The organism is Xanthomonas sp. NCPPB 2864, from assembly GCF_056675615.1.
The window spans coordinates 323,624-344,718 of the sequence record NZ_JBWWVS010000002.1 but is presented as its reverse complement, the minus strand read 5'-3'; the positions used below and the strand labels follow the sequence as shown (position 1 = coordinate 344,718).

Below are 21,095 nucleotides of genomic sequence, written 5' to 3'. Positions count from 1 at the left end.
AATCGTGCCGCATCTGAGCCTGCCCGCCCGCAGCGCGCCAGACCCTGGCCTCAGGCCGCTTCCAGCGCATGCGCCACCGCGCGGAACACCCGGCGCATTTCCAGCGGTTTGCGCAGCACATGCACCGGGATGTCCGGCGGAAAATGCGAACGTTGCAGCGGCGCGCCGACATCCTCGAGCACGATCGCCGGGCCGTGGTAGCCCAGCTCCTGCATGCTCAACAACACGCTCACCGCCGAGAGCTGGATGATGTCGCTGTCGATGATCACCAGGTCCGGCATCGCGTGCTGCTGCACCAGTTGCAGCGCCGCCGCACCATCGGTGGCCAGCTGCGGTTGATAGCCCTGGCTGGACAAGGCATTGCCCAGTAGCGACAGGCGCGTGGCCTCGCCATCCACCAGCAGGATGCGCTGCCCATGCCCCAACGCCAGCGGCGGCTCGGTGTCGGCAATCGTCACCGCGGCCGCACGCATCGGCACGATCATGTCGAACCGCGTGCCCTCGCCCAGGCGGCTGTCGACCACGATGCTGCCGCCGTAGCTTTCGACGATGCGCTTGCAGGAAATCAGCCCCAGGCCGGTGCCATCGGCCTTGGTGGTGAAGAACGGACTGAACAGGCGTGCGCGGGTATCCTCGTTCATGCCCACGCCGGTGTCGGCCACGCTCATGCGCACGCGCGTGCCGTCGTGGCGATCGGCCGACAGGGTCAGCATCCCGCCGCCCGGCATCGCCTGGATCGCATTCAGGCCCAGGTTGAGCAGGCATTGCTGCAACTCGGTGTAGTTGGCCTCGATGGTCAGATCCAGCGGAATCGTGTCCATCTGCAGGCGCACGCCGTCGGGCAGGCTGCTCTTGAGCAACATCTGCACCGCCTGGAACAGGCTGGCGATCGACACCTGCTCGCGCGGCTTGTTGGAGCCACGCACGAACGAGAGCATCGACTCGGCCATCTCGTGCCCGCGCCGGCCGCACTCGGCCACCACGTTGGCCAGCTGGCGCAGCTGCGGATCGTCGGTGCGTCCGGCCAGCAGGTCGGGCACGATCAGCAACGGCTGCAGGATGTTGCGCAGGTCGTGGCTCAACCCGGCCGCCAGCATTGCCAGGCTTTCCAGCCGTTGCGCGCGCATCAGCTCGCTCTCCACGCGCTGGCGTTCCAGGTCGGCGCGCGCCTCGCGGATCGCACGGATCACCGCGCTCGGCAGACGGGTCGGGTTGTGCTTGATGATGTAGTCGTTGGCGCCGTCCTGCAGCGCCTTGACCGCGGTCTCCTCGCCCATGGTGCCGGAGACGAAAATGAAGGGCGTGGCGCCGCTCTGGCGCACCAGGCGCAGCGCCTGATGGCCGGAAAAACCGGGCATGCTCAGGTCCGACAGCACGATGTCCGGCTGGAATTCATCCAGTGCGGCACGCAGCGACGGCTCGCTGTCCACCCGCTCGAACGCCGCATCCAGCCCGGCATCGAGCAGCTGATCGGACAACAGCTCGGCGTCTTCCGGTGAATCTTCCACCAGAAGGATCTTCAGCTGCTCCAGTTTGCCCCCCTCTTGCAGCATGGGTCAGTCCAGCTCCGGTGCCTGATTGATGACCGCCCAGAAGGTGCCGAGCGTCTTGACTGCGTTGAAGAACTGATCCACGTCCACCGGCTTGACCACGTAGGCATTCACACCCAGGTCCCAGCTGCGGGCCAGGTCGCTCTCCTCGCGCGAGGACGACAGGATCACCACCGGCAGGCGCTTGAGCGACTCCTCGCTGCGGATCTGCTTGAGCACTTCCAGCCCGTCCAGGCGCGGCATCTTGATGTCCAGCAGCAACACCGCCGGCAGGCCTTCCTCGCGATCGGCGAAGATGCCCCGACGCAACAGGTAGTCCATGGTCTCCACGCCGTCCTCGACGTGCACGATGGGATTGGCCAGGCGGGCTTCGCGCAGGGCATCGACGGCCATTTCCGCATCGGCCGGGCTGTCTTCTGCCAGAAGAATGGTACGGATGGCGGTCATACATTGAACTCTTGGTTGGGCGCTTCAAGCGCAGGAGGAAGCACAAAATAGAACGTGGCGCCTTCGTCGACCGCGCCTTCGGCCCAGACCCGGCCTCCGTGACGCGTCAGCACACGCCGCACGCTGGCCAGGCCGATACCGGTCCCGGGATATTCGCTGGCCTTGTGCAGGCGCTGGAACACGCCGAACAACTTGGCGCTGTATTCCATGTCGAAGCCGGCGCCATTGTCGCGCACGCTGAACTGGTGGCCGCCGTCGGCCATCGGCGTATAGGTGACCTCGATCCTGGCCACCTCGCGCTTGGTACTGTATTTCACGGCGTTGCCGAGCAGGTTCATCCACAGCTGGCGCATCATGTTCTCGTCGGCCACCAGCACCGGCAACGGCGCGATATGCCAGTCCACACGGTGGCCGGTGTTCTCGCTCTGTACGTTGGAATCCAGGATCGCGCGGGTTTCCGACACCAGCGACTGCATGTCCACCGCCTGCAACCGCAGCGCGCTGCGGCCCAGGCGCGAGTACACCAGCAGATCGTCGATCAGCGACGCCATGCGCCGCGCCGAGCTGCTGATCACTTCCATGTAGTGACGCGATTTCTCGTCCGCCGCATCGCCCAGGTGGCGCGCCAGCTTGTCGGAGAATCCGGCCACATGGCGCAGCGGCGCGCGCAGATCGTGCGAGACCGAATAGCTGAAGGCTTCCAGCTCGCGATTGACCTCCGACACCTGCTCCACCTTGCCTTCCATCTGCCGGTTGAGCTCCTGGATGCGCAGCTGCGAGGCCTTCTGCAGGCTGATGTCGCTGACCGTCATCAGCACCACGTCTTCGTCGCTGGTGTCCGGCAGCGGCATGCGCCGCGCGTTGATCAGCATGGTGCGCTGCACGCCATCGGCGGCGCGCTGCTCGTGTTCGTAGTCCCACAACTCGCGGCCGCGCAGCAACACGTCGGCCAGCCGCTGATGGATCTGCGCATCGCGCCAGACGCCATCGCCCACGTCCTCCAGCGGCATCGATTCGTTGCCGCGCTCGTCCAGCCCGTACAACTCGGCAAACGCCGGGTTGTGCAGCAGGATGCGCTGGCCGGAATCCAGCAGCACGATCGGCTCGCGCACGGTCTGCAGCACCGACGACGCGCGGCCGTTGGCGCGCAGGTATTCCTGCTCGGCGGCCAGGCGGCGACGGATCTGCCGCTGCAGCAACCAGGTCACCGTGCCCAGCAGCAGCAACTGCACCACCAGCGTGCCCCAGCTCAACACCGCGTAATGCGTGCGTTCGGTGTCGGCGCGCGCATTGCGCAACTCCAGCAGCTTGCCCTCGGCGTCCTGCAACTCGTCGATCAGCACGCGGATCGGGTTGTTCAGGGTCATGTCGTTGATCAGCAGACGGATCTGCTCCGGCGCGGTGGTCACCGCAATCCGCTCGGCCAGCAACAGGCGCCGCTCGATGGTGCTCTGGATACGCCCCATCCGCACCTGCTGTGCGGGGTTGTCCTTGGTCAGCACGATCAGCCGCTGCACCGCCGCGAGCGACTCGCGCCGGCCGCGCCGCATGCGCTCCAGCAGGGCCGGGCGCTGCACGCCATGCGAGCGCATCAAGGCCGCAGATTCGGTATCGCGCATCGCCGCTTCCAGGCGCTGGGCGGTCTCCTGCACCTCCTGGCTATGCGACACCCACACCGCGGCCTGGTTGGCGTTGTGCGCCATCTGCTGCAGCAGCAGCGACGGCACCACCACAATCAGAAACACGGCAACCGCCAGTAATGGCAGGCGCCAGCGATCCCATCTGTCTTCTTGGACCGTTGTCTGCATTGCTAGGTCTGTATCCGCTCGCTGCCAAGGCCCCGAAGGCAAGTCGGCATTGTCTCCGATCAGGCCCAGGATGAGATTAACGATTCAGCCTGATCACTCCCACGGCGACATAGCTGAATGGGCATATCATAAGTGCAGTAAACGTGAAAATGGCGCGAGCGCCCGGCCGCCCGTCGGCGTGCCCGTCTTGCGCGCAGGCAACAAAAAAGGCGCACCCCATGGAGTGCGCCTTGTGCTCGGTTCAGCCGCCTCGCCTCGGCTGGCCCGGCATTCGCTACCGCTGCAGTTACATCTTTGCAGCGATGACCTTCAGGCCGGTGGACTTGACGCTCTTGACGCCTTCAATGCCCTTGGCAACTGCCACGGCCTTGTCGTGCTCGGCCTTGGTGGCAACCGTGCCGGTCAGGGTGACGATGCCGTTCTTGGTCTCGACCTTGACGTCGGTGCCCGACACATTGTCGGTGGCCAGCAGATCGGCCTTCACCTTGGTGGTGATCCAGGTGTCGGTCACCGGCTTCTTGGATTCGTTCATGTTGTCGGCAGCGTGATCCTTGTGCGCGGCGTGCTCCTGCGGCGCAGCGAATGCCTGCGAGGCACCCAGCGTCAGACCGAGCGACAGCGCCAGGGCCAGCAACTTGCGTGCATGTGTGATGTTCTTCATCGGATGTACCCTCCTGTGAATGTGGCCGCAGTCTGCAGTGGCGCTCGTCGTGCACACGTGACTGCCGGATGCAGGGGTTGTGAACCCGGCGCACACGGGTGGGTGCAATACCATGCAGGCCTCCTCCGTCGTTGCGATGAACCGTTTTCAATGCCTAAACCGTTCAATCTGGCCGTCGTCGGCTATGGCTATGTCGGCCGCACCTTCCATGCCCCGCTGATCGCCGGCACCCCCGGTCTGGCCCTGCACAGCGTGGTGTCGTCCAAGCCGCAGCAGGTGCAGGCCGACTTTCCCGATGTCGCCGTGCTGGCCGATCTGGAAACGGCACTTGCCGATCCGGCGCTGGATGCGGTGGTGCTGGCCACCCCCAACCAGACCCACGCACCGTTCGCGTTGCAGGCCCTGGCCGCCGGCAAGCATGTACTGGTGGACAAACCTTTTGCACTGGACGCCGCACAGGCGCGCGAAGTGGTCGCTGCGGCGGCGGCGGCCGGGCGCATCGTCAGCGTGTTCCAGAACCGGCGCTGGGATGCGGACTTCCTCACCGTGCGCCGGCTGATCGACGAAGGCCAGTTGGGCGAGGTGGTGGAATTCCATTCTCACTTCGACCGCTTCCGGCCGCAGGTGCGCGACCGCTGGCGCGAAAGCGATATCCCCGGCGCCGGTCTCTGGTACGACCTGGGGCCGCATCTGCTCGATCAGGCGCTGCAGCTGTTCGGTACGCCACAGGCGATCGGCGCGGACCTGCAGCGCCAGCGCAACCAGGCACGCAGCGACGACTACTTCCACGTCACCCTGCGTTACCCGCGGCTGCGCGTGATCCTGCACGCCGGCTCGCTGGTGGCCGACAGCGGCCTGCGCTTTGCCGTGCACGGCACTCGTGGCAGTTACCTCAAGCATGGGCTGGATACCCAGGAAGACCAGCTGCGCGCCGGGCGCCGCCCCGGTACCGCCGGTTGGGGCGTGGACCCGCTTCCGGGCACGCTGACCCGCGTCGACGACGAAGGCCGCGTGCATACCCATCAACCCGACACCACGCCGGGCGACTACCGCCAGTGCTACGCCGCGTTTCGCGATGCCCTGGCGGGCGCCGGACCGGCACCGGTCAGCACTGCCGACGCGGTGCAGGTGATGGAGCTGCTGGAGCTGGCACAACGCAGCGCCGCCTCGGGCCAGGTGCAATGGCTGGAAGGCGCGAACGCGGCTTCACGCGACTGATGCACGGCCGGGCGCCGGTGCAGGCGCCCAGCCGACATTTGGCATCGGCAATGGCGCGCTCGCGTTCTGCGCTGCCACGCCCGGGCACTGCATCGATGCGCACTGCCATCAGTCAGCGGGCACGCCGGCAGTCGCCAGACACAGACGCGATGGAACAGACCTGCACTGCGCGCCATGCAGGCGCGCAGGAATCGGCATCGCTCAGACGTCCTTGCTGCCGATCGTCGGCGCGGCTTCCGTGGTGGTCTTGACCGCATGACCACCGAACTGGTTGCGCATTGCGGCCAGCAGCTTGTCGGTGAACGAATCCTTGTCGCGCGAGCGCAGCCGCTCCATCAGCGACAAGGTGATGATCGGCGCCGACACTTCCAGGTCGATCGCCTCGGCCACCGTCCAGCGCCCTTCGCCCGAATCGGCCACGAACGGTGCGATACCGGCCATGGTCGGATTGTGCGCCAGCGCATCGGCGGTGAGATCCAGCAACCACGAACGCACCACGCTGCCATCGCGCCAGATCTCGGCGACCTGGTGCAGGTCCAGCGCAAAGTCGGTCTTGTGCTGCATCAGCGCAAAGCCCTCGGCATAGGCCTGCATCATTCCGTACTCGATGCCGTTGTGGACCATCTTGGTGAAGTGGCCGGCGCCGCTCGGGCCAACGCGGCCCCAGCCCTTGTCCGCTGCCGGCGCCAGCGTGGCCAGGACCGGATGCAGCGTGGTCACCGCCGCTTCGTCGCCGCCGACCATCAGGCTGTAGCCTTCCTGCAGGCCCCAGACGCCGCCGCTGGTGCCGCAATCGACAAAGGCGATCCCACTGGCATGCAGCAGCGCGGCGCGGCGTTGCGAATCCTTGTAGTACGAATTGCCGCCGTCGATGACGATGTCGCCGGCCTGCAACAGCGGCAGCAGCTGCGCCAGGGTGTCGTCGACGATCTTGCCCGCCGGCACCATCAACCACACCACGCGCGGGCTCGGCAGCGCGGACACCAGCGCGGCCAGCGCATCGGCAGTGACAATGCCCTTGGCCTGTGCACTGCTACGCGCAGCTTCGCCCGGATCGTAGCCATGCACGCGGTGTCCGCCGTGCACCAGGCGCTCGGCCATGTTGGCGCCCATGCGGCCCAAACCCACCATACCCAGTTCCATATTCGCTCCTCATGATCTGATCAGTGCAGGGTGCCACGCCCGGCGTACGCTGGCGTGGCGGAATTCTCAATGGATTGTTCCGCCGCGGTGCCGGCGCCGCACTGTTGCAGCTGCCAGTCGATCCAACGCCAGTACAAGGTGCTGCGCAGATTGTGCAGGGTCAGGTCGATGGCATACGGCGTGCGCGGATTGCGATCGAGCAGGCGCGCCACGTGGTACCCGATCGGCTTGATGCCCTTGGGATGCACGTACACCAGAAAGCCCTGGTAGAACGGGTCATCCAGCAGGCCTTGTAGCGTTTGCAGGTGTGCCTGCTGCTGCGGATCGAGCGTGGCACGCAACGCGGCATCGCGCTCGTATAGCAGCCGCTCGAAGCGACGCTTGCCCGGCCCGCGCAGCTCCCTGGCCAGCTCCCATATCTGCCGGTTGCGCGCGTCGTAATGCGCGAAGCCGCCGTGCTGCGCCAGCGCCTGCGCCGCCGCATCACTGACGTCCACCACCACGAAGTTTTCGGCCTGGTTGTGGATGTCGTCCAGAAACGACTTGTCGAACACATGCGCGATAAACCCCGGCGCGCCGACAAATGCCTGCCGCCCCAGCTGCGCGGTCCTGGCCGCCTTGCCGTCGGCGAAGAACTCGCCGGCATGCGCGCCCAGCAGGATGCTGTCGGTGTTGTGCAAGGTCAGAAACGTGCCGATCGACAACTCGCCCGAGGTGAACACCTGATCGAATCCGGCATCGCCATACAACTCGCGCTGGGTGGCCAGCTGGGCCACCTGCCGCCCCACCCCGCATTCGGAACGCACCTGGCCGCGATAGAACGCATCCAGCGCCTGCGCATTGCTGCCGCGCGGTTGATAGCCGCGCCCGAAACTGCGAAAGCCGCTCCAGCCCTGCGAGGCCGCGCCACGCCAGCCGAATCCGATCCAGCCCAGCTGCAGCGCCGAAAACCGGTAGCCCGGGTTGTCCTGTAGCTGCGTGGTGGCACGCCGCGTCGCCGCACCGAGTTCGAACGCGTATGCGCATTGGGTGGCGCTGTCGTCCAGCAAGGCCTTGAGCGCGGCGCCGCGTTGCTGCGCGTTCCAGCTGGCCGGCAGCGTCAGCTGCAGATCGCCGGCCGCACGCGCCTGCGCAAGCGAACCGCGCGTACACGGCTCGCCGCGCTGGATCACCGGCGCACCCACTGCGGCGCTGCGAATGCTCCAGCCCAGCTTCTGCAGCAAGGCATCCACACAGTCAACGGACGCCTTGCGTGCGGTCTCGCTCGGCGCGGCCGCGGCAGCCTGCAACAGCTGCACACCGAGCAGCGCCATCGCGCATAGACGCACGGAGAGGCGGCGGCGCGGTCGGTGCGGCGCGAATACTGATACTGACGCAGGCCGCATCACTCCCGTCCACCGCTGCGGGCGGGGCTTCTGGAACGCACTCATCGGTACAAGGTGGTGTAGATCGGCAGCAAGCTGCTGCATCCTCAGACATAGAAAGCCCCGGCAGGACCGGGGCTCGTAGGATTCACTGCATCAGGTTCAGCGGCGTTCGCAGACGCGCTCGACCTGACGGTTACCGTTGGCTTGCTGGCGGTTGCCCTGGATGGTTCGGCCCGCTGCGCCGCCGGCAACTGCACCGGCCACGGTTGCCAGCTTCTTGCCGTTGCCGCCACCAACCTGGTTGCCGAGCAGGCCACCAATGGCCGCGCCGGCAACTGTCCCGCCGATGCGATTGGGATCGGTCGAGTTCTTCTGCACTTCGACATTGCGGCAGCGCACGCGCGTGCCATCGCCGAACTTGCGGCCCTCATCTGCTTCGGTGTAACGCTGCTGGTACGAACGCGTCTGCGCCTGCGCCAGTGTGCTGGTTGCCATCAACGCGATCAGGGACATACCCACGAGGGAATTGCGCATCTTCATCGTCTGTCTCCATCTCGCCCCTTGGCGAGTCATGGCTGCACTTTCGCCACTTGGTCGAGAACGCGACGTGAAGCGTGCAACCGGCTATTCAGGCTCTGGAGCAGAGCCTGAATCGCTTCGTCACGGTTGGCTTGCTGGCTCGGTTTGCGGCAGCTTGGCTGGTGTCGGCGGTGGGTCCTGCGCCTCCACCGGCAATGGCGCCACCGGCGGCTGTGCGACAGGCGTTGCAGCAGGTTGCGGCGCAGCTGTAGTGGGCGTGGCCGGTGGAGTGGCTGCCTCGCTGGCCTGAGTGGCCGCAGGCACCGGAGCCGATGACATCGCATGCGGTGGCGGTGACGGAGCAACAGGTGCAGGCACCGCTTCGGTCACCTTGGGCAGGTACGAATTCAGACGGTCGAAGAAGCGTTTGTAGAAGGCCGCGTCCTGCACCGTGGTGCTGGACACGCGCACCAGCGAATCGCCGCTGCTGCCGACCGGCAACGACAACGAACCGAGCACGCCCACGCCGACGCTGGCCGAGGTCGAACTCTTCTTCAGCGCGTAACGGTCCTGCAATGCGCTGACGAACACCTGCGCCTTGCCGCCGTCCTGCGTGGCGCAGGAAATGCGCAGATTGAGTTGTTCGCTCTGGTCGGCTTCCTTGAGCTGGAAGTTCTTGCTGCCTTCCACCGCAGCGGCATCGGCACGCGTCACCGCATAGCCCTGGCTCAACAACACCCGGCGCGCGGCCTCGCAGGCCTGCGGCGAGGTGGAGGCCACACTGCGCGAGTAGGTGTCGTCGGAATTGAACGACTCACGCATCAGCATGGTGTCGCCCTTGCTGCCACCGCAACCAGCCAGGGTTGCCAGCGCGCCAAGCAGGGCACCGCGCGCAATCAGGGAAGAACAAGACATGGAGACATTCCGGCATCCAAAACCGGCACAGAGCATAGCCGCAACCGGTGTGCGCGCGGCGTCGCGTGGCCGATCAGGGCAACGGCGGTTCATCCGCTGGCAGTTGCAGGTCCAGCTGCAGGCGGCTGCCGTCTGCGCCAATGCGCTCGGCGCGCAGATAGTGGTGCGCACGCACCGCCGCCAGCGCGACCGGCGCCCGGCACGGCTCGCCCCACAGGCTCAAGGCGAATCCCTGCGCCTGCAGCCAGACGGTGAGGCGGTCCCAGAGCGGCTGCTCGGCCTGCAGGATCAGGTCCAGATCCGCCGGCCCCTCCGGCACCGACTCGGGCGCCTGCAGCCAGCGCGCGTAGCTGCCGTGCACCTGCACCGGCAGGCCGTCTGCGCGTAGCGCCTGCAGCAGCAGCGCTGCCTGCTGCAGGTCCAACTGCGCACGGCAGTGCTGGAAGATCAACGCGTACTCGTGGCTGCGATTGCTGTGCGTGCCTGCAGGCGCCAGCGCTGCGCCCGGCCGCCGGTAGCACAGCACCCGCTCCTCGCGCAGGGTGAACAGGCTGGCAAGGATCCGCCCCAGATCCCACGCCTGCGGAATCACCCGCCCGCCGACGACGACGTTTTCCACCATCGCCACACCGAAGCCATCCGCTCGCATCCGCTTGCGCAAGGCATGCAATACCGCCCGCATGCCGGACAGGTAGCCTGCGTAGTCGGCGCTGGCATACAACTGCCCCGGCAATGCCGCACCGTGCCAGTGGCAACCGAAATACGGCACGTTGGTCAGGCACAGATCGACCGCCGCAGCGGGCGCGGTGTCGACCAGCGTGCCGACCACGACCGGCGCCTGCACGCCGTGCCGCTGCAGGCGCGTGCGTGCCAGTTGCGCACGTGCGGCATCGATCTCCATGCCATGCGCGCCACGCCCTTCCAGCGTCGCCGCCAGCAGCGTGCTGCCGAATCCACAGAACGGATCGAACACCTGTGCACCCGGCACGCTGAAGTGCCGCACGAACGGGCGCATTTGATTCACCCAGCCGCAGTCGCGCCCGCCAAGCGGGTCGGCTGCGCGCAGATCCTCGGGCAGTGCCCAGGATGGCTCATCCGGCGCCGGCGTCCACCAGCTGCGCTGGTCGAGCTCATCCATCGCCCGGCTCCCACAGCACATCGGCATCCGGGTCCCAGCCCGCGCACAGGCGGCCATTGGCGAAGAACACCAGCTTGTAGAGGTCGCCGGTGGCGTGGCGTGCGTGCATGGCCGCGTAGTCGGCGCTTTCGAACACCACTTCCAGGCCGTCCTCGCTGCGCATGCGCAGATTCCAGAAGTAATAACCCTCGGTCATGCCGTCGGCTTGCCAATGCGACCACCACGGCTGCTGCATGCAGTCCGCCAACAGGCTTTCCATGCCGATGCGATGCTGCGCGATATAGCGCCAGGTGCCATTGTTGCGGTACGCATCGTCCAGACGCGACAACTCGCGGAAGATCACCTGCGTGGCGCCACAGCGACGCGCCCACGCGATGTACTGCGCCACGCCATCGGCACAGTCCACGCCGCCCCGCTGCACGATGCAGACCAGCCGCACCGGCAGGCGCGCTGCGATGCGTTGCGCCGTCCGCGCGAAAATGGCCGCATCGGCAATGGGCTCGTCTGGACGAAAGCGCATGATCGCGTCGTTGCCGGCCTGCAGCGGGTGGTGACGCGACAGCTCGATCCACGACAGGCCGAAGTCGACCAGGGCATCGAGCAACTGTGCCCCCTGCGCGCGCGCCAGGCCCGCACCATTGCTGTACAGCACACGCTGCTCCACGCACGGGCCGTCGGGCGTCGTCGCCAGGGTCTGCAGCAAGGCCTGCAACCAGTCCGGGTCGTCGGTCATCTCCAGGCCGGACAAGGAATACGACAACGGCACCCCGTGCAGCAGCTGCAACGCAGCGCGCAACTGCGCAAAGTAGTCCGGCCCTGGCCGCAACATCGCTGCCGCCGGGCCACCACGGTGTTGACGCAGGTTTTCCGAACAGAAGCCGCAGCGCGCCGAACATGGCCGTACCGAGGCATACGGGGTCAAGGTGATCGGCAACGCTGCCCGATACGCGCGCGCGCCGATGCGCAATGCATGCCATCGGCTGCTCTCGTCCTGTTGCGGCACACGCCGCCGCAGGCTGGGCGCGGCGGCGCGCAACCCGGCCAACAGCGGCGATGCAGACAGCAACGAGTCGTCGTCGAAGGAGGCGTACATGCCGCTAGCCGCGCGGCGAACGTCAGCGGCGCGCGGCGTCGGCACGTGCGCGCACCTGCTCCAGGGTCCACTCCTGCTGCATGACGCCGTTCTCCCACACCGTCACCAGCGCATCTTCGCTGTCGGCATGCGCGTCGACTTCATCCAGCAACGCGCTGCGATAGCTGCCATCGGCACGGTCGCGCAGCAGGGTCAGCCGACCGCGCTTGCTCTGCTTGCCCTTGTCGGTGATCGGGTCCTTGTAGACATCGATCCATTGCCCGTCCACGCGCACGGCCGAGCACTTCAACGCGAACTTCTGGGTGTCGCGATCCACCTTCTGCAACAGCGCACCGCCCATGCCGAAGGCGACGTTGTCGGCGGCATAGCCGGCAGTAGTGATGCGTTCGAGAATCGCGCGCAGCGACTGCGGGTTGATGCCATCGCCCTGGATCACGCGCACATGGTTGAGCACCTTGTAGCCCTTGCCATTGCGCTGATGGCCGAACGCCTCGTCCAGCAGCAGCAGGCATTGCTCGACCACATCCACCGGGTCGCCCGAATCCGGACGGATCACCACCGTCGCACCGGAGGCAATCACCTCCTCGCGCAAGGTGGTGCCCCAATGCTCGCGGATCGCGCGGTAGATGTCGTAGCTGTCCGATACCACCGCCACCAGCGAACCGGGGCGCGCGAACTGCGCCAGCATGTTGCGGTACGCATCGGCCTCGCGCTCGCGGCCCCAGCTGGTGATGGTGCTGTGCTCGGCAGCGGGAATCGAATAGCCGGCTACCGGCGTGTGGTAATGCGCACGCGCCAGCAGCAACGCCGACAAGGTATCGGTGCCGAGGAAGTTCACCAGATGCGCGGCACCGCCCAGCGCGGCCGAACCAAGGCTGGACACCCCACGCGCGCCGAAGTCATGCAGCTTGAACGGCAACTGCCCTTCCGGATCGTCGCTGGTGCGCTGCAGGTAATCGCGTACCACCTGCTTCACCTGCCAGCTCACCGTTGCCACCGTCACCGGGTACCACACGCGCAACAGCAGCGTTTCCAGGTACGACGGCACCCAGAACGCCTTGGGATCGGTGGATTCGATCGTCATCAACACATTGTGCGTGGGCACGACCGTGCCTTCGGGCACGGCACGGATGCGGATCGGCAGTTGCCCGCCGAGACGATCGACGATGTCACGCCAGCCGGCCTCGTTGAACGGCTCGCCATGCGCGGCCAGCAAGGCCTTCGCATCGTCGATGTCGGCATGCGTCACCGGCCGGTTGATGGCCTCTTTCAGGATCGACTGCAGGCCGAAGAACACGGTCTGGTCATAGACGCCACCGCGCGATTCGACATAGAAAAACGCCGCATCGGTGCCGGGTGGATACTGCAGCCAGTGGCTGGCCTTGTAGCTGTCGGTGTTGAGCAGCAGGTTATCGAGGTAATGCATGACGGAAGCTCCTTCGCGTCGAATGAACCAGCGGTCTGTCCGCCGGCGGGGAGGCTACGGTTCAAGCCGATCTTGGATTGCGCGCGGACGCATTTGGTGGATGACGGCACGCAATCGTTGTCGGCCTCAGCCGCGACCCAGGAAGAATTCGAGGATATGCAGATGATCTTCGTACAGGCGCGGGCCCATCGCCATGACTTCGGCAAGCGGAATCCAGCGCGCCTTGTCGGCATCGTCGCCGCCGCGTACCGCGGGCAACTCACCGGCCGGAAATTCGAAATGGAATGCATGGGTGATGGTGCGCCCGCGCAGGCTGCGCTCGGGGTGGTCGAACACCTGGCGCCCGCGCAACGAGCCCTTGAGCACCGGCACCGGCACCTTCAGCCGTGTTTCCTCGCGCAGCTCGCGCAGGCAGCCGTCCAGCAGCCCTTCGTCCTGGCCGACGAAACCGCCCGGCAATGCCCACAAGCCCTTGCCCGGCTCGGCGCGACGACGCACCAACAGCACGTGGCCCGAATGCACCACCACCGCATCGGTAGTGACGAAGGTCGGCGGATACGGCGCATCCTTCCAGGCGGCGCGATACTGCTCGATGAAACGGTATTCGGCCACCAGCTGCGCGTAGCTCGGCGAGTTGCGCCGGAACGCTTCCAGCATGTCGTACACCGGCGCCGGCACATTGCCGCGCAGCATCAGCAACCCACCGTGGAAACCGATCTCGCCGGCCTCGAACAGATAGCGGCGCAACTCGGTGGCCGACAGCGTGGCGGTATGTTGCACATCTTCCAGCGGCCACTGCGGAAACTCGCGCAAGTAGTAGCTGCTGGCGTCCTTGTCCATGCCGATCAGGCCGATGCGCGCATCGAGCGTGCCGCCATCGGCCTGTACGGCCTCGGCGACCTGGCGCTGCACCTCGGCAATCCACAGGCTTTCGTTGTACAGATGGTCGCGCAACGGGCGCAGGATCAGCCGCTGGCTCTCGCCCGGCAACGCGGACTCGATCATCACCGCACGTTCGGCGACGGTCCACGGATTACGAATGGTGCGAGGCGTATCGGCAGAGCCGATCAACACGATGAGCTTGTTCGCCTTGCCCAGCGCGTGGCGGGCGACGGCGGCGTGGCCGTTGTGAAAGGGCTCGAAACGCCCGATAAACACGAGATAGTCGTACTGCGGTGCCATGAGAATCCCTCACGGTTGAGTAGGCAGCCAGCGGTCTATCCGATGGCTTGGTGCAAATGCTACGCCGATGTGCGACGACGTCAAGCGTGTGCAGCGTGGCGATGACATTTCGGTCATGCATGCCGATTAGACTCGCCGATTGGTCCTTGAGGAATCCGCCTGCATGTCACGCCTGTCCGTTCGCGCCATCTCACGTTTCCTGTTTGCCGCACTCGCGCTGCTGTGCATCGCCTTGCCTGCGTTGTCTGCACCTGCGCCTGCGCCTTTGCGGGTGATGTCGTTCAATGTGCGCGTGCCGGTGGATACCGATGGCGACAAGCGTTGGAGCGTGCGCCGTACGGCGATGGCGGCATTGGTCGAACAAGCGCACCCGGTTGTCTTCGGCACGCAGGAATTGGTGCAGGAGCAGGCGCAATATCTGGCTGCGCAATTGCCTGATTACCGCTGGTTCGGCAAGGGCCGCCGCGGCGACGACAGCGACGAGCACATGGGCGTGTTCTACGACAGCCGCGCGTTGTCGGTGGTGGAATCGGGCGACTTCTGGCTGTCGGAAACGCCACAGGTCCCCGGCAGCAGCAGTTGGAACACCGACCTGCCGCGCATGGTGACCTGGGCCCTGTTCGAGCGTCGCAGCGACAAGCGCCGCTTCTATCTGCTCAACACGCACTTCGCCCACCGCGACCAGGACGAGGCCGCCCGAGAGCACAGCGCGCGCCTGATCCTGTCGCGCATCGCGGCGCTGCCGGCAAACATTCCGGTGGTGCTGACCGGCGACTTCAACAGCGATCCTGACCAGGGCACCTACCCCATCCTCACCGCCTCGCTTGGCGATGCACGCGCCCGCGTCTCCGAACCGCAAGGCCCGGAAAAAACCTTCCAGGACTTCACCACGCAGCCGACCCGTCGTATCGACTGGATCCTGTTCCGCGGCCTGACACCGACACGCTTTTCCACGCTGGATCAGCGTCCCGGCGGTGTATTGCCGTCCGACCACTATCCGGTGCTGGCCGAATTCGCCTGGCCGCGTTGATCGCGCCAGCGACGTGACGCTGTCACGATGCCGGCCGCTCTGACGCTACGCAGCTCAGTCGTGTTGCAGCCAATCCACTAGCGCTTGCAGCATGGTCGACGGCGCAGGCTCGCAACGCAGCACGATCGAAAGTTGCCGCGGTGCCCAGGCTGCATCCAGGGGCACCGTGGCCAGTTGATCGCGCACGCATGAGCGCTGCACTGCGGCGTGCGGGAGAATCGCCACGCCCATGCCTTGTGCGAGCATGCGGCACAACACGTCGATGCCTTGTACCTTTGCACGCATGCGCACCTGCACGCCGGCGCGGTTCATGTGCACGCGCAGATGCCGTTGCAAGGCGCTGTCGCCGGCCAGCCCCAGCGTGTCCATTCCCGCGAGCTCGCTCAATTGCAGCGTCGCGGCGCCGGCCAGTGGATGCGCTGCAGCCATCACCAGCACCAGTCGATCCTCACGGAACGGCAGCACCTGCAGCCCACTGAGATCGGCATGACCCGCGACCACGGCGATGTCGGCGCGTTCCTCGCGCACCGCATCGGCAGCTTCGTCGCTGCCCTGCTCGGTCAATGCCAGATCCAGCTGCGGATGTGCGATGAGAAAATCCGCCAACCGTTCGGGCAACCATGCCGACAGCGCCGCGGTATTGGCCGCCAGCCGCAGCGTCACCTGGCCACCGCCACCGTAGCCGCCCAGCTCCAGCTGCAGCGCCTCGGCCTGCCGCTGCAATTGCCGTGCGTGCCGCAGCAACACGCCGCCGGCCGGAGTCAGACTGACGCCGCGGCGCCCGCGTTCCAGCAGTACGGCGCCCACCTGCAGCTCCAGCGCACGAATCCGCGCACTGGCAGCGGCCAGCGACAACGCCGCGCGTTGTGCACCGGCAGTAATGCTGCCGGTCTCGACCACTGCGATGAACAACCGTAAATCGACAAATTCCAGATGCATGAGCACTCCACAAGCACGTGCAGTCATCGACATGCGCTCGCCACCGACAGGACAGGCCAGCCAAGCCAGGGGCCTCTGCACGCGCGGCGTCCCGCCTTAGCCTTCGGCGCTGCCGAAGCCTGCATCAAACAATCACGCATTGTCCGCCCCGGAGCAAGCCCGGATCCTTGGCTGCATGGAGACATTGCACACCCACTGGTATCTGATCGCAGGCGTGTTTTTGCTGGCAGGCTGGGTCAAGGGCGTGGCCGGGATGGGCTTGCCGACCGTTGCGATGGGGCTGCTGGGTCTGTGGCTGACGCCTGCCGAGGCAGCGACCTTACTGGTTCTGCCTTCGCTTGTGACGAATGTGCAGCAAGCCTGGGGGCCGGACACCGCGACCCTGTTGCGACGTCTGTGGCCATTGCTGGCCACCGTGACGCTGGGCACCTGGCTAAGTGCTGGGGTGCTGACAGGCGCCGACCCCAGCCTGGTCCGCGCCGGGTTGGGCGCGCTGCTGGCGCTGTACGCCTTGCTTGGGCTGGCTCGTCGGCACTGGACGATGCAGGCACGTCACGAACCGTGGGCAGGGCCACTGGCCGGGCTGGCCACCGGTCTGTTGAGTGGCGCCACCGGCGTGTTCGTGCTGCCATCACTGCCCTACCTCACCGCCCTGCAACTACCGCGCGAGCTGTTGATCCGCTCCCTGGGCTGGTGTTTCGGCGTGGCGACGCTGGCGCTGGCCAGTGCACTGGCCTGGCACGGCGCACTACCCCGCGCGGCGATCGCTCCGTCGTTGTGGGCACTGCTACCTACCGCCATCGGCATGTGGCTGGGCGCCTGGGTGCGCAACCGCATTTCTGCCGAGACGTTTCGACGTTTCTTTTTCACCACCTTGCTGGTGCTCGGTCTGCAAGGTGTCTGGCAGGCACTGGCGTAAGCACAACGGGCGTCGCACGACACGCAGGCACGGCAGCCGGCAATCGATCGTCAGTCAAATCCGCTCGCGACGTCGTGCCAGACATGAAAGGGTCGGCCAATAAAAACGCCACCGCGATGCGGTGGCGTTTCTTGTATTTAACGCTGATGTCGTCGCCAGCTGTTCGACGAACGATCAGTCGGCCCAACGTCCCGGCGCGGTCGACTGCGGCAGCACCTGCGCCGACAGCGGCTGGTCCTGCGACAGCAGGCCCAGCGCATCGGCGAGGATGGCGGCCGATTCGTGCAGCAGCGGATCCGGGCGCTTTTCTGCGGCCTTCTCACGCGCGGTGTCCTTGACGATATCGCGCTCGTTGCCGGTCAGGCCGTCGTCGCTGTCTTCGGCAAGCGGGTCCAGCGGCAGGCCCAGCTGCTTGCGCACCTGCTGGCGATCCTTGCGCTGCTGATCCTGCTTCTGACGCTCGGCAACGCGCTCGGCCTCGTTCAACGAGATGTACTTCTTGGCCTTCTCATCGCGGAACTGCTTGACGTCCTCTTCCCACCACTGGAATTCCTTGTCGGTGGCGATACGCGCGGTGTGCAGGCCCTGCAATTTGGGCAGCAGTGGCGCGAAGTTGCCGTACTGGGTGTGCGGTGCGGCGGCGATGCGCGTCCACGGCAGCGCGTTGTCGTAGGTGCTCTCGCCGAACTCGGTGGCATCCACGCTGGCCGGGAATGCGATGTCCGGCACCACGCCCTTGTGCTGGGTGCTGGAGCCGCTGACGCGGAAGAACTGCGCGATCGTCAGCTTGACCTGCCCGTAGCGCTGGCCTTCCGCCGCCGGCCAGCGGTCCAGGTCGACGATGTTCTGCACCGTGCCCTTGCCGAAGCTGGTTTCACCGATCACCAGGCCGCGGCCGTAGTCCTGGATGGCACCGGCAAAGATCTCCGAGGCGGATGCCGAGCCGCGGTTGATCAGCACGCCCAGCGGACCATCCCAGGCCACCTTGGGATTGCTGTCGCCATTGACGGTGACCCGGCCGCCGGATTCGCGCACCTGCACCACCGGGCCCTGCTCAATGAACAGGCCGGTGAGCTCGATCGCCTCGTCCAGCGAACCGCCGCCGTTGTTGCGCAGGTCCAGCACCACGCCGTCGACCTTGTCGGTCTTGAAGCCGGCCAGCAGCTTGGCGACGTCGCGCGTTGCCGAGGCATAGTCGGTCGCGTTGCGGCGACGGCCTTCGAAATCCTGATAGAAGCCCGGCAGCTTGATGATGCCGATGCGGCGCTCCGGCTCGTTGCCCTTGGCCGGCAGGGTGATGGTCTCGCCTTTGGCGGCCTGCTCGGCCAGGCGCACCTTCTGCCGGGTCAGCGTCACGGTGCGGTGCTTGCCGTCGATGCCCGATTCGGCCGGGATGTATTCCAGACGCACCTGGGTGTCCTTGCTGCCGCGGATCTTGGCGACCACGTCGTCGATGCGCCAGCCGATCACATCCTCGATCGCGCCGTTCTTGGCCTGGCCCACGCCGACGATGCGATCGCCCGGCTTGAGCGTGCCATCCACCGCCGCCGGACCGCCCGGGATGACCTCGCGGATCACCACCATGTCGTCCTGCTTCTGCAGCTGCGCACCGATACCTTCCAACGACAGCGACATCTGCTGATTGAAGTTTTCGGCCGTGCGCGGCGTGAAGTAGTCGGTATGCGGATCGACTGCGTTGGTGTAGGCGTTGACGAAGAACTGGAACACGTCCTCGGCCTTCAACTCGTTGACCGAATCAGCCAGCGCCGCATAGCGCTTGTCCAACGTCTTGCGGATGTCTTCGGGCTTCTTGCCGGCCAGCTTCAGGCGCAGCCAGTCGTTCATCACCGACTGGCGCCACAGCACGTCCAGCTGCTTGTCGTCGGCAGCCCACGGCACGTCCTTGCGGTCGTACTCGAACTTGTCGCTGCCGGTGAAATCGAAGTCCTGCTTGAGCAGGTCGCGCGCGTACTTGACGCGCTGGTCGACGCGCTTCTTGTAGACCGAGAACACCTGGAACGCCGGATCCAGCTTGCCGCCGCGCAGCGCGTCGCCCACGCCTGCTTCCAGCGGTGCGAATCCGGTGATGTCGGTCTGGGTAAAGAACTGTTTGCTGCCGTCCAGGGTTTCCAGATAGCGCTTGAACACGTCCTTGGTCATGGCCTCGTCCAGCGTGCGCGGACGGTAGGCATAGCGGCTGTCGGAGAGCAGGCCATAGACCAGCTTGGTCGCTGTGGCCTGGTCGGGCGTGGCTGCCGCCGGCAACGCCGTGTCGGCGCGTGCGAGCAATGCCATCGGAGTGGTCAACACCAGCGCCAGCAGGCCGGCCTTCATGGACGCAGAAACGTTGTAGGTCATCGAATGGCTCTCGGCACAGGGCCGACGAAAGAAAGGCGGTGAACGGATCAGACAGCATGACAGTGCCGAAAGTTGCTGGCGTTGTCATCCGCTGGCTGAATCAGCCTAGCGCCGGGCCTGTAGCGGATTGTGAACGCGACCGTACCCTGCAAGCCGAGAGCAGCGGCCGGAGACGACACGACCCCGCGGTGTGCGGGGTCGTGTGGGTCGTTCTAGCTCGAAATCAACGGAGCTACTCGCGGGCGGTCGCGGGCAGTTCGCGACGACATGCACTCGGCATGCGGCCGGATGCGGCATCAGATGACGCCGGCACTGGCGGCCGCGCCCGCCTGAGCGTGGGCGCAGGCGTGATCGGCTGGCTTAAGCAGCGACGCCCGCGCCGGCGGCCTGACGATCGGCGTGATACGAGGAGCGCACCATCGGCCCGGAAGCGACGTGGCTGAAGCCCAGCGCATTGCCGTAGTCCTCCAGCGCCTTGTATTCCTCCGGCGTCCAGTAGCGCATCACCGGATGATGGTGCGGCGTCGGCTGCAGATACTGGCCGATGGTGATCATGTCCACATCGTGCGCGCGCAGGTCGCGCAAGGTGGCCTGCACCTGCTCCATCGTCTCGCCCAGGCCGAGCATGATGCCGGACTTGGTGGCGATGGACGGATGCTGCGCCTTGAAGCGCTGCAGCAGGGTCAGCGACCACTGGTAGTCGGCACCCGGACGCACGTTCGGGTACAGATCCGGCACGGTTTCGATGTTGTGGTTGAACACGTCCGGCGGGCTGAGCGCCAGGATCTCCAGCGCGCGGTCCATGCGGCCCTTGCCGCGGAAGTCCGGGGTCAGGATCTCGATACGGGTCTTGGGTGAGCTGACCCGGATGGCCGAAATGCAGTCGACGAAATGCTGGGCACCGCCGTCGCGTAGGTCGTCGCGGTCCACGCTGGTCACCACCACATACTTCAGGCCCATGTCGGCCACGGTGGTGGCCAGGCTGGCCGGCTCGTTTGCATCCGGTGGCTTGGGCCGGCCATGCGCCACATCGCAGAACGAGCAGCGCCGCGTGCAGACCTCGCCCAGGATCATGAAGGTGGCGGTGCCGTGGCTGAAGCACTCGTGGATGTTCGGGCAGCTGGCTTCCTCGCAGACCGTGACCAGGCGGTTTTCGCGCAGCTTGGCCTTGAGGTTCTGCACTGCATTGCCGGACGGAATCCGCACCCGGATCCACGACGGCTTGCGCAACACCGGCGCATCGACGAACTGCACCGGCGAGCGGTTGATCTTGTCGCCACCGATCTGCTTGACGCCGGTCTGCAGCGGCGCAGGTGCGGCGGTGTCGCCGGAGACGACCTGCAAGGGGATGGAACGGGCGATAGGCTGGGTCATGGCAGTAA

The 21,095-nt window shown here is 66.1% G+C and carries 18 protein-coding genes; 3 read left to right on the top strand and 15 right to left on the bottom strand.

Annotated elements, in window-relative coordinates; genetic code table 11:
- Nucleotides 1-50 precede the first annotated feature (50 nt).
- From AC1KVE_RS06465 to AC1KVE_RS06450, 4 genes are all read right to left on the bottom strand, one after another.
- Complete coding sequence (locus AC1KVE_RS06465; protein ID WP_024939668.1) at nucleotides 51-1,553, bottom strand: hybrid sensor histidine kinase/response regulator; 1,503 nt, start codon at nucleotides 1,551-1,553, stop codon at nucleotides 51-53.
- A 3-nt stretch (nucleotides 1,554-1,556) separates the two neighbouring features.
- Complete coding sequence (locus tag AC1KVE_RS06460) at nucleotides 1,557-1,997, bottom strand: response regulator (protein WP_016900854.1); 441 nt, start codon at nucleotides 1,995-1,997, stop codon at nucleotides 1,557-1,559.
- Entirely contained in the window at nucleotides 1,994-3,805 is a 1,812-nt protein-coding gene (locus tag AC1KVE_RS06455; RefSeq protein ID WP_104609274.1) for a sensor histidine kinase, read from the bottom strand. Before AC1KVE_RS06455 ends, AC1KVE_RS06460 begins: the two co-directional genes overlap by 4 nt.
- A gap of 286 nt (nucleotides 3,806-4,091) precedes the next feature.
- A complete protein-coding gene (locus AC1KVE_RS06450) occupies nucleotides 4,092-4,466 on the bottom strand; it encodes a BON domain-containing protein (RefSeq protein WP_184457176.1) in 375 nt (124 codons plus the stop codon).
- Between the two features lie 150 nt (nucleotides 4,467-4,616).
- Between AC1KVE_RS06450 and AC1KVE_RS06445 the strand changes: the two genes are divergently transcribed.
- Nucleotides 4,617-5,684: an oxidoreductase gene (locus AC1KVE_RS06445; RefSeq protein WP_184457178.1), complete on the top strand. Its 1,068-nt coding sequence runs from the start codon at nucleotides 4,617-4,619 to the stop codon at nucleotides 5,682-5,684.
- Between the two features lie 201 nt (nucleotides 5,685-5,885).
- On the opposite strand, the gene gnd is transcribed toward AC1KVE_RS06445, so the two are convergent.
- The 8 genes from gnd to AC1KVE_RS06405 all read right to left on the bottom strand — a co-directional run bounded on the left by gnd (nucleotide 5,886) and on the right by AC1KVE_RS06405 (nucleotide 14,467).
- Complete coding sequence (gene gnd / locus AC1KVE_RS06440) at nucleotides 5,886-6,827, bottom strand: phosphogluconate dehydrogenase (NAD(+)-dependent, decarboxylating) (RefSeq protein ID WP_104560615.1); 942 nt, start codon at nucleotides 6,825-6,827, stop codon at nucleotides 5,886-5,888.
- 20 nt (nucleotides 6,828-6,847) lie between these two features.
- Nucleotides 6,848-8,140 (bottom strand): hypothetical protein, encoded by a 1,293-nt coding sequence (locus AC1KVE_RS06435; protein ID WP_184457180.1) that lies wholly within the window; start codon nucleotides 8,138-8,140, stop codon nucleotides 6,848-6,850.
- Between the two features lie 213 nt (nucleotides 8,141-8,353).
- Nucleotides 8,354-8,734, bottom strand: coding sequence for a glycine zipper 2TM domain-containing protein (locus AC1KVE_RS06430; RefSeq protein WP_024939674.1), 381 nt, complete (start codon nucleotides 8,732-8,734; stop codon nucleotides 8,354-8,356).
- A 120-nt stretch (nucleotides 8,735-8,854) separates the two neighbouring features.
- Nucleotides 8,855-9,628, bottom strand: a complete 774-nt coding sequence (locus tag AC1KVE_RS06425; protein ID WP_184457182.1) for a DUF2242 domain-containing protein — start codon at nucleotides 9,626-9,628, stop codon at nucleotides 8,855-8,857.
- A gap of 73 nt (nucleotides 9,629-9,701) precedes the next feature.
- A complete protein-coding gene (locus AC1KVE_RS06420; RefSeq protein WP_184457184.1) occupies nucleotides 9,702-10,766 on the bottom strand; it encodes a DNA methyltransferase in 1,065 nt (354 codons plus the stop codon).
- Nucleotides 10,759-11,859 (bottom strand): radical SAM family protein, encoded by a 1,101-nt coding sequence (locus tag AC1KVE_RS06415; RefSeq protein WP_184457186.1) that lies wholly within the window; start codon nucleotides 11,857-11,859, stop codon nucleotides 10,759-10,761. Before AC1KVE_RS06415 ends, AC1KVE_RS06420 begins: the two co-directional genes overlap by 8 nt.
- 22 nt (nucleotides 11,860-11,881) lie before the next feature.
- Nucleotides 11,882-13,285 carry a nicotinate phosphoribosyltransferase gene (locus AC1KVE_RS06410; RefSeq protein ID WP_046345655.1) on the bottom strand — a complete coding sequence of 468 codons (1,404 nt, stop codon included), beginning with the start codon at nucleotides 13,283-13,285 and terminating at the stop codon, nucleotides 11,882-11,884.
- Between the two features lie 126 nt (nucleotides 13,286-13,411).
- On the bottom strand, nucleotides 13,412-14,467 hold the full coding sequence (locus tag AC1KVE_RS06405; RefSeq protein ID WP_016900843.1) for a bifunctional nicotinamide-nucleotide adenylyltransferase/Nudix hydroxylase: 1,056 nt from the start codon (nucleotides 14,465-14,467) through the stop codon (nucleotides 13,412-13,414).
- 163 nt (nucleotides 14,468-14,630) lie between these two features.
- On the opposite strand from AC1KVE_RS06405, the gene AC1KVE_RS06400 reads away from it, so the two are divergent.
- Complete coding sequence (locus tag AC1KVE_RS06400; protein ID WP_184457190.1) at nucleotides 14,631-15,497, top strand: endonuclease/exonuclease/phosphatase family protein; 867 nt, start codon at nucleotides 14,631-14,633, stop codon at nucleotides 15,495-15,497.
- Nucleotides 15,498-15,551: 54 nt separating this feature from the next.
- Here AC1KVE_RS06400 and AC1KVE_RS06395 read toward each other — a convergent pair whose 3' ends face one another.
- Complete coding sequence (locus tag AC1KVE_RS06395; RefSeq protein WP_102582039.1) at nucleotides 15,552-16,436, bottom strand: LysR substrate-binding domain-containing protein; 885 nt, start codon at nucleotides 16,434-16,436, stop codon at nucleotides 15,552-15,554.
- Nucleotides 16,437-16,611: 175 nt separating this feature from the next.
- Between AC1KVE_RS06395 and AC1KVE_RS06390 the strand changes: the two genes are divergently transcribed.
- Nucleotides 16,612-17,355, top strand: coding sequence for a sulfite exporter TauE/SafE family protein (locus tag AC1KVE_RS06390; RefSeq protein ID WP_167708400.1), 744 nt, complete (start codon nucleotides 16,612-16,614; stop codon nucleotides 17,353-17,355).
- Nucleotides 17,356-17,529: 174 nt separating this feature from the next.
- Here AC1KVE_RS06390 and AC1KVE_RS06385 read toward each other — a convergent pair whose 3' ends face one another.
- Together AC1KVE_RS06385 and lipA are read right to left on the bottom strand one after the other, a co-directional pair.
- A complete protein-coding gene (locus AC1KVE_RS06385; protein ID WP_181097827.1) occupies nucleotides 17,530-19,689 on the bottom strand; it encodes a carboxy terminal-processing peptidase in 2,160 nt (719 codons plus the stop codon).
- 384 nt (nucleotides 19,690-20,073) lie between these two features.
- Nucleotides 20,074-21,087 (bottom strand): lipoyl synthase, encoded by a 1,014-nt coding sequence (gene lipA / locus AC1KVE_RS06380; RefSeq protein WP_024939683.1) that lies wholly within the window; start codon nucleotides 21,085-21,087, stop codon nucleotides 20,074-20,076.
- Between the last annotated feature and the right edge of the window lie 8 nt (nucleotides 21,088-21,095).

Bases quoted from the DNA above. Each gene is read 5' to 3' on its own strand.
- AC1KVE_RS06415 (WP_184457186.1), bottom strand. From the start codon at position 11,859: ATGTACGCCTCCTTCGACGACGACTCGTTGCTGTCTGCATCGCCGCTG.
- gnd (WP_104560615.1), bottom strand. From the start codon at position 6,827: ATGGAACTGGGTATGGTGGGTTTGGGCCGCATGGGCGCCAACATGGCC.
- AC1KVE_RS06465 (WP_024939668.1), bottom strand. From the start codon at position 1,553: ATGCTGCAAGAGGGGGGCAAACTGGAGCAGCTGAAGATCCTTCTGGTG.
- AC1KVE_RS06385 (WP_181097827.1), bottom strand. From the start codon at position 19,689: ATGAAGGCCGGCCTGCTGGCGCTGGTGTTGACCACTCCGATGGCATTG.
- AC1KVE_RS06435 (WP_184457180.1), bottom strand. From the start codon at position 8,140: ATGGCGCTGCTCGGTGTGCAGCTGTTGCAGGCTGCCGCGGCCGCGCCG.
- AC1KVE_RS06425 (WP_184457182.1), bottom strand. From the start codon at position 9,628: ATGTCTTGTTCTTCCCTGATTGCGCGCGGTGCCCTGCTTGGCGCGCTG.
- AC1KVE_RS06405 (WP_016900843.1), bottom strand. From the start codon at position 14,467: ATGGCACCGCAGTACGACTATCTCGTGTTTATCGGGCGTTTCGAGCCC.
- AC1KVE_RS06395 (WP_102582039.1), bottom strand. From the start codon at position 16,436: ATGCATCTGGAATTTGTCGATTTACGGTTGTTCATCGCAGTGGTCGAG.
- AC1KVE_RS06420 (WP_184457184.1), bottom strand. From the start codon at position 10,766: ATGGATGAGCTCGACCAGCGCAGCTGGTGGACGCCGGCGCCGGATGAG.
- lipA (WP_024939683.1), bottom strand. From the start codon at position 21,087: ATGACCCAGCCTATCGCCCGTTCCATCCCCTTGCAGGTCGTCTCCGGC.
- AC1KVE_RS06400 (WP_184457190.1), top strand. From the start codon at position 14,631: ATGTCACGCCTGTCCGTTCGCGCCATCTCACGTTTCCTGTTTGCCGCA.
- AC1KVE_RS06455 (WP_104609274.1), bottom strand. From the start codon at position 3,805: ATGCAGACAACGGTCCAAGAAGACAGATGGGATCGCTGGCGCCTGCCA.
- AC1KVE_RS06445 (WP_184457178.1), top strand. From the start codon at position 4,617: ATGCCTAAACCGTTCAATCTGGCCGTCGTCGGCTATGGCTATGTCGGC.
- AC1KVE_RS06410 (WP_046345655.1), bottom strand. From the start codon at position 13,285: ATGCATTACCTCGATAACCTGCTGCTCAACACCGACAGCTACAAGGCC.
- AC1KVE_RS06430 (WP_024939674.1), bottom strand. From the start codon at position 8,734: ATGAAGATGCGCAATTCCCTCGTGGGTATGTCCCTGATCGCGTTGATG.
- AC1KVE_RS06450 (WP_184457176.1), bottom strand. From the start codon at position 4,466: ATGAAGAACATCACACATGCACGCAAGTTGCTGGCCCTGGCGCTGTCG.
- AC1KVE_RS06390 (WP_167708400.1), top strand. From the start codon at position 16,612: ATGGAGACATTGCACACCCACTGGTATCTGATCGCAGGCGTGTTTTTG.
- AC1KVE_RS06460 (WP_016900854.1), bottom strand. From the start codon at position 1,997: ATGACCGCCATCCGTACCATTCTTCTGGCAGAAGACAGCCCGGCCGAT.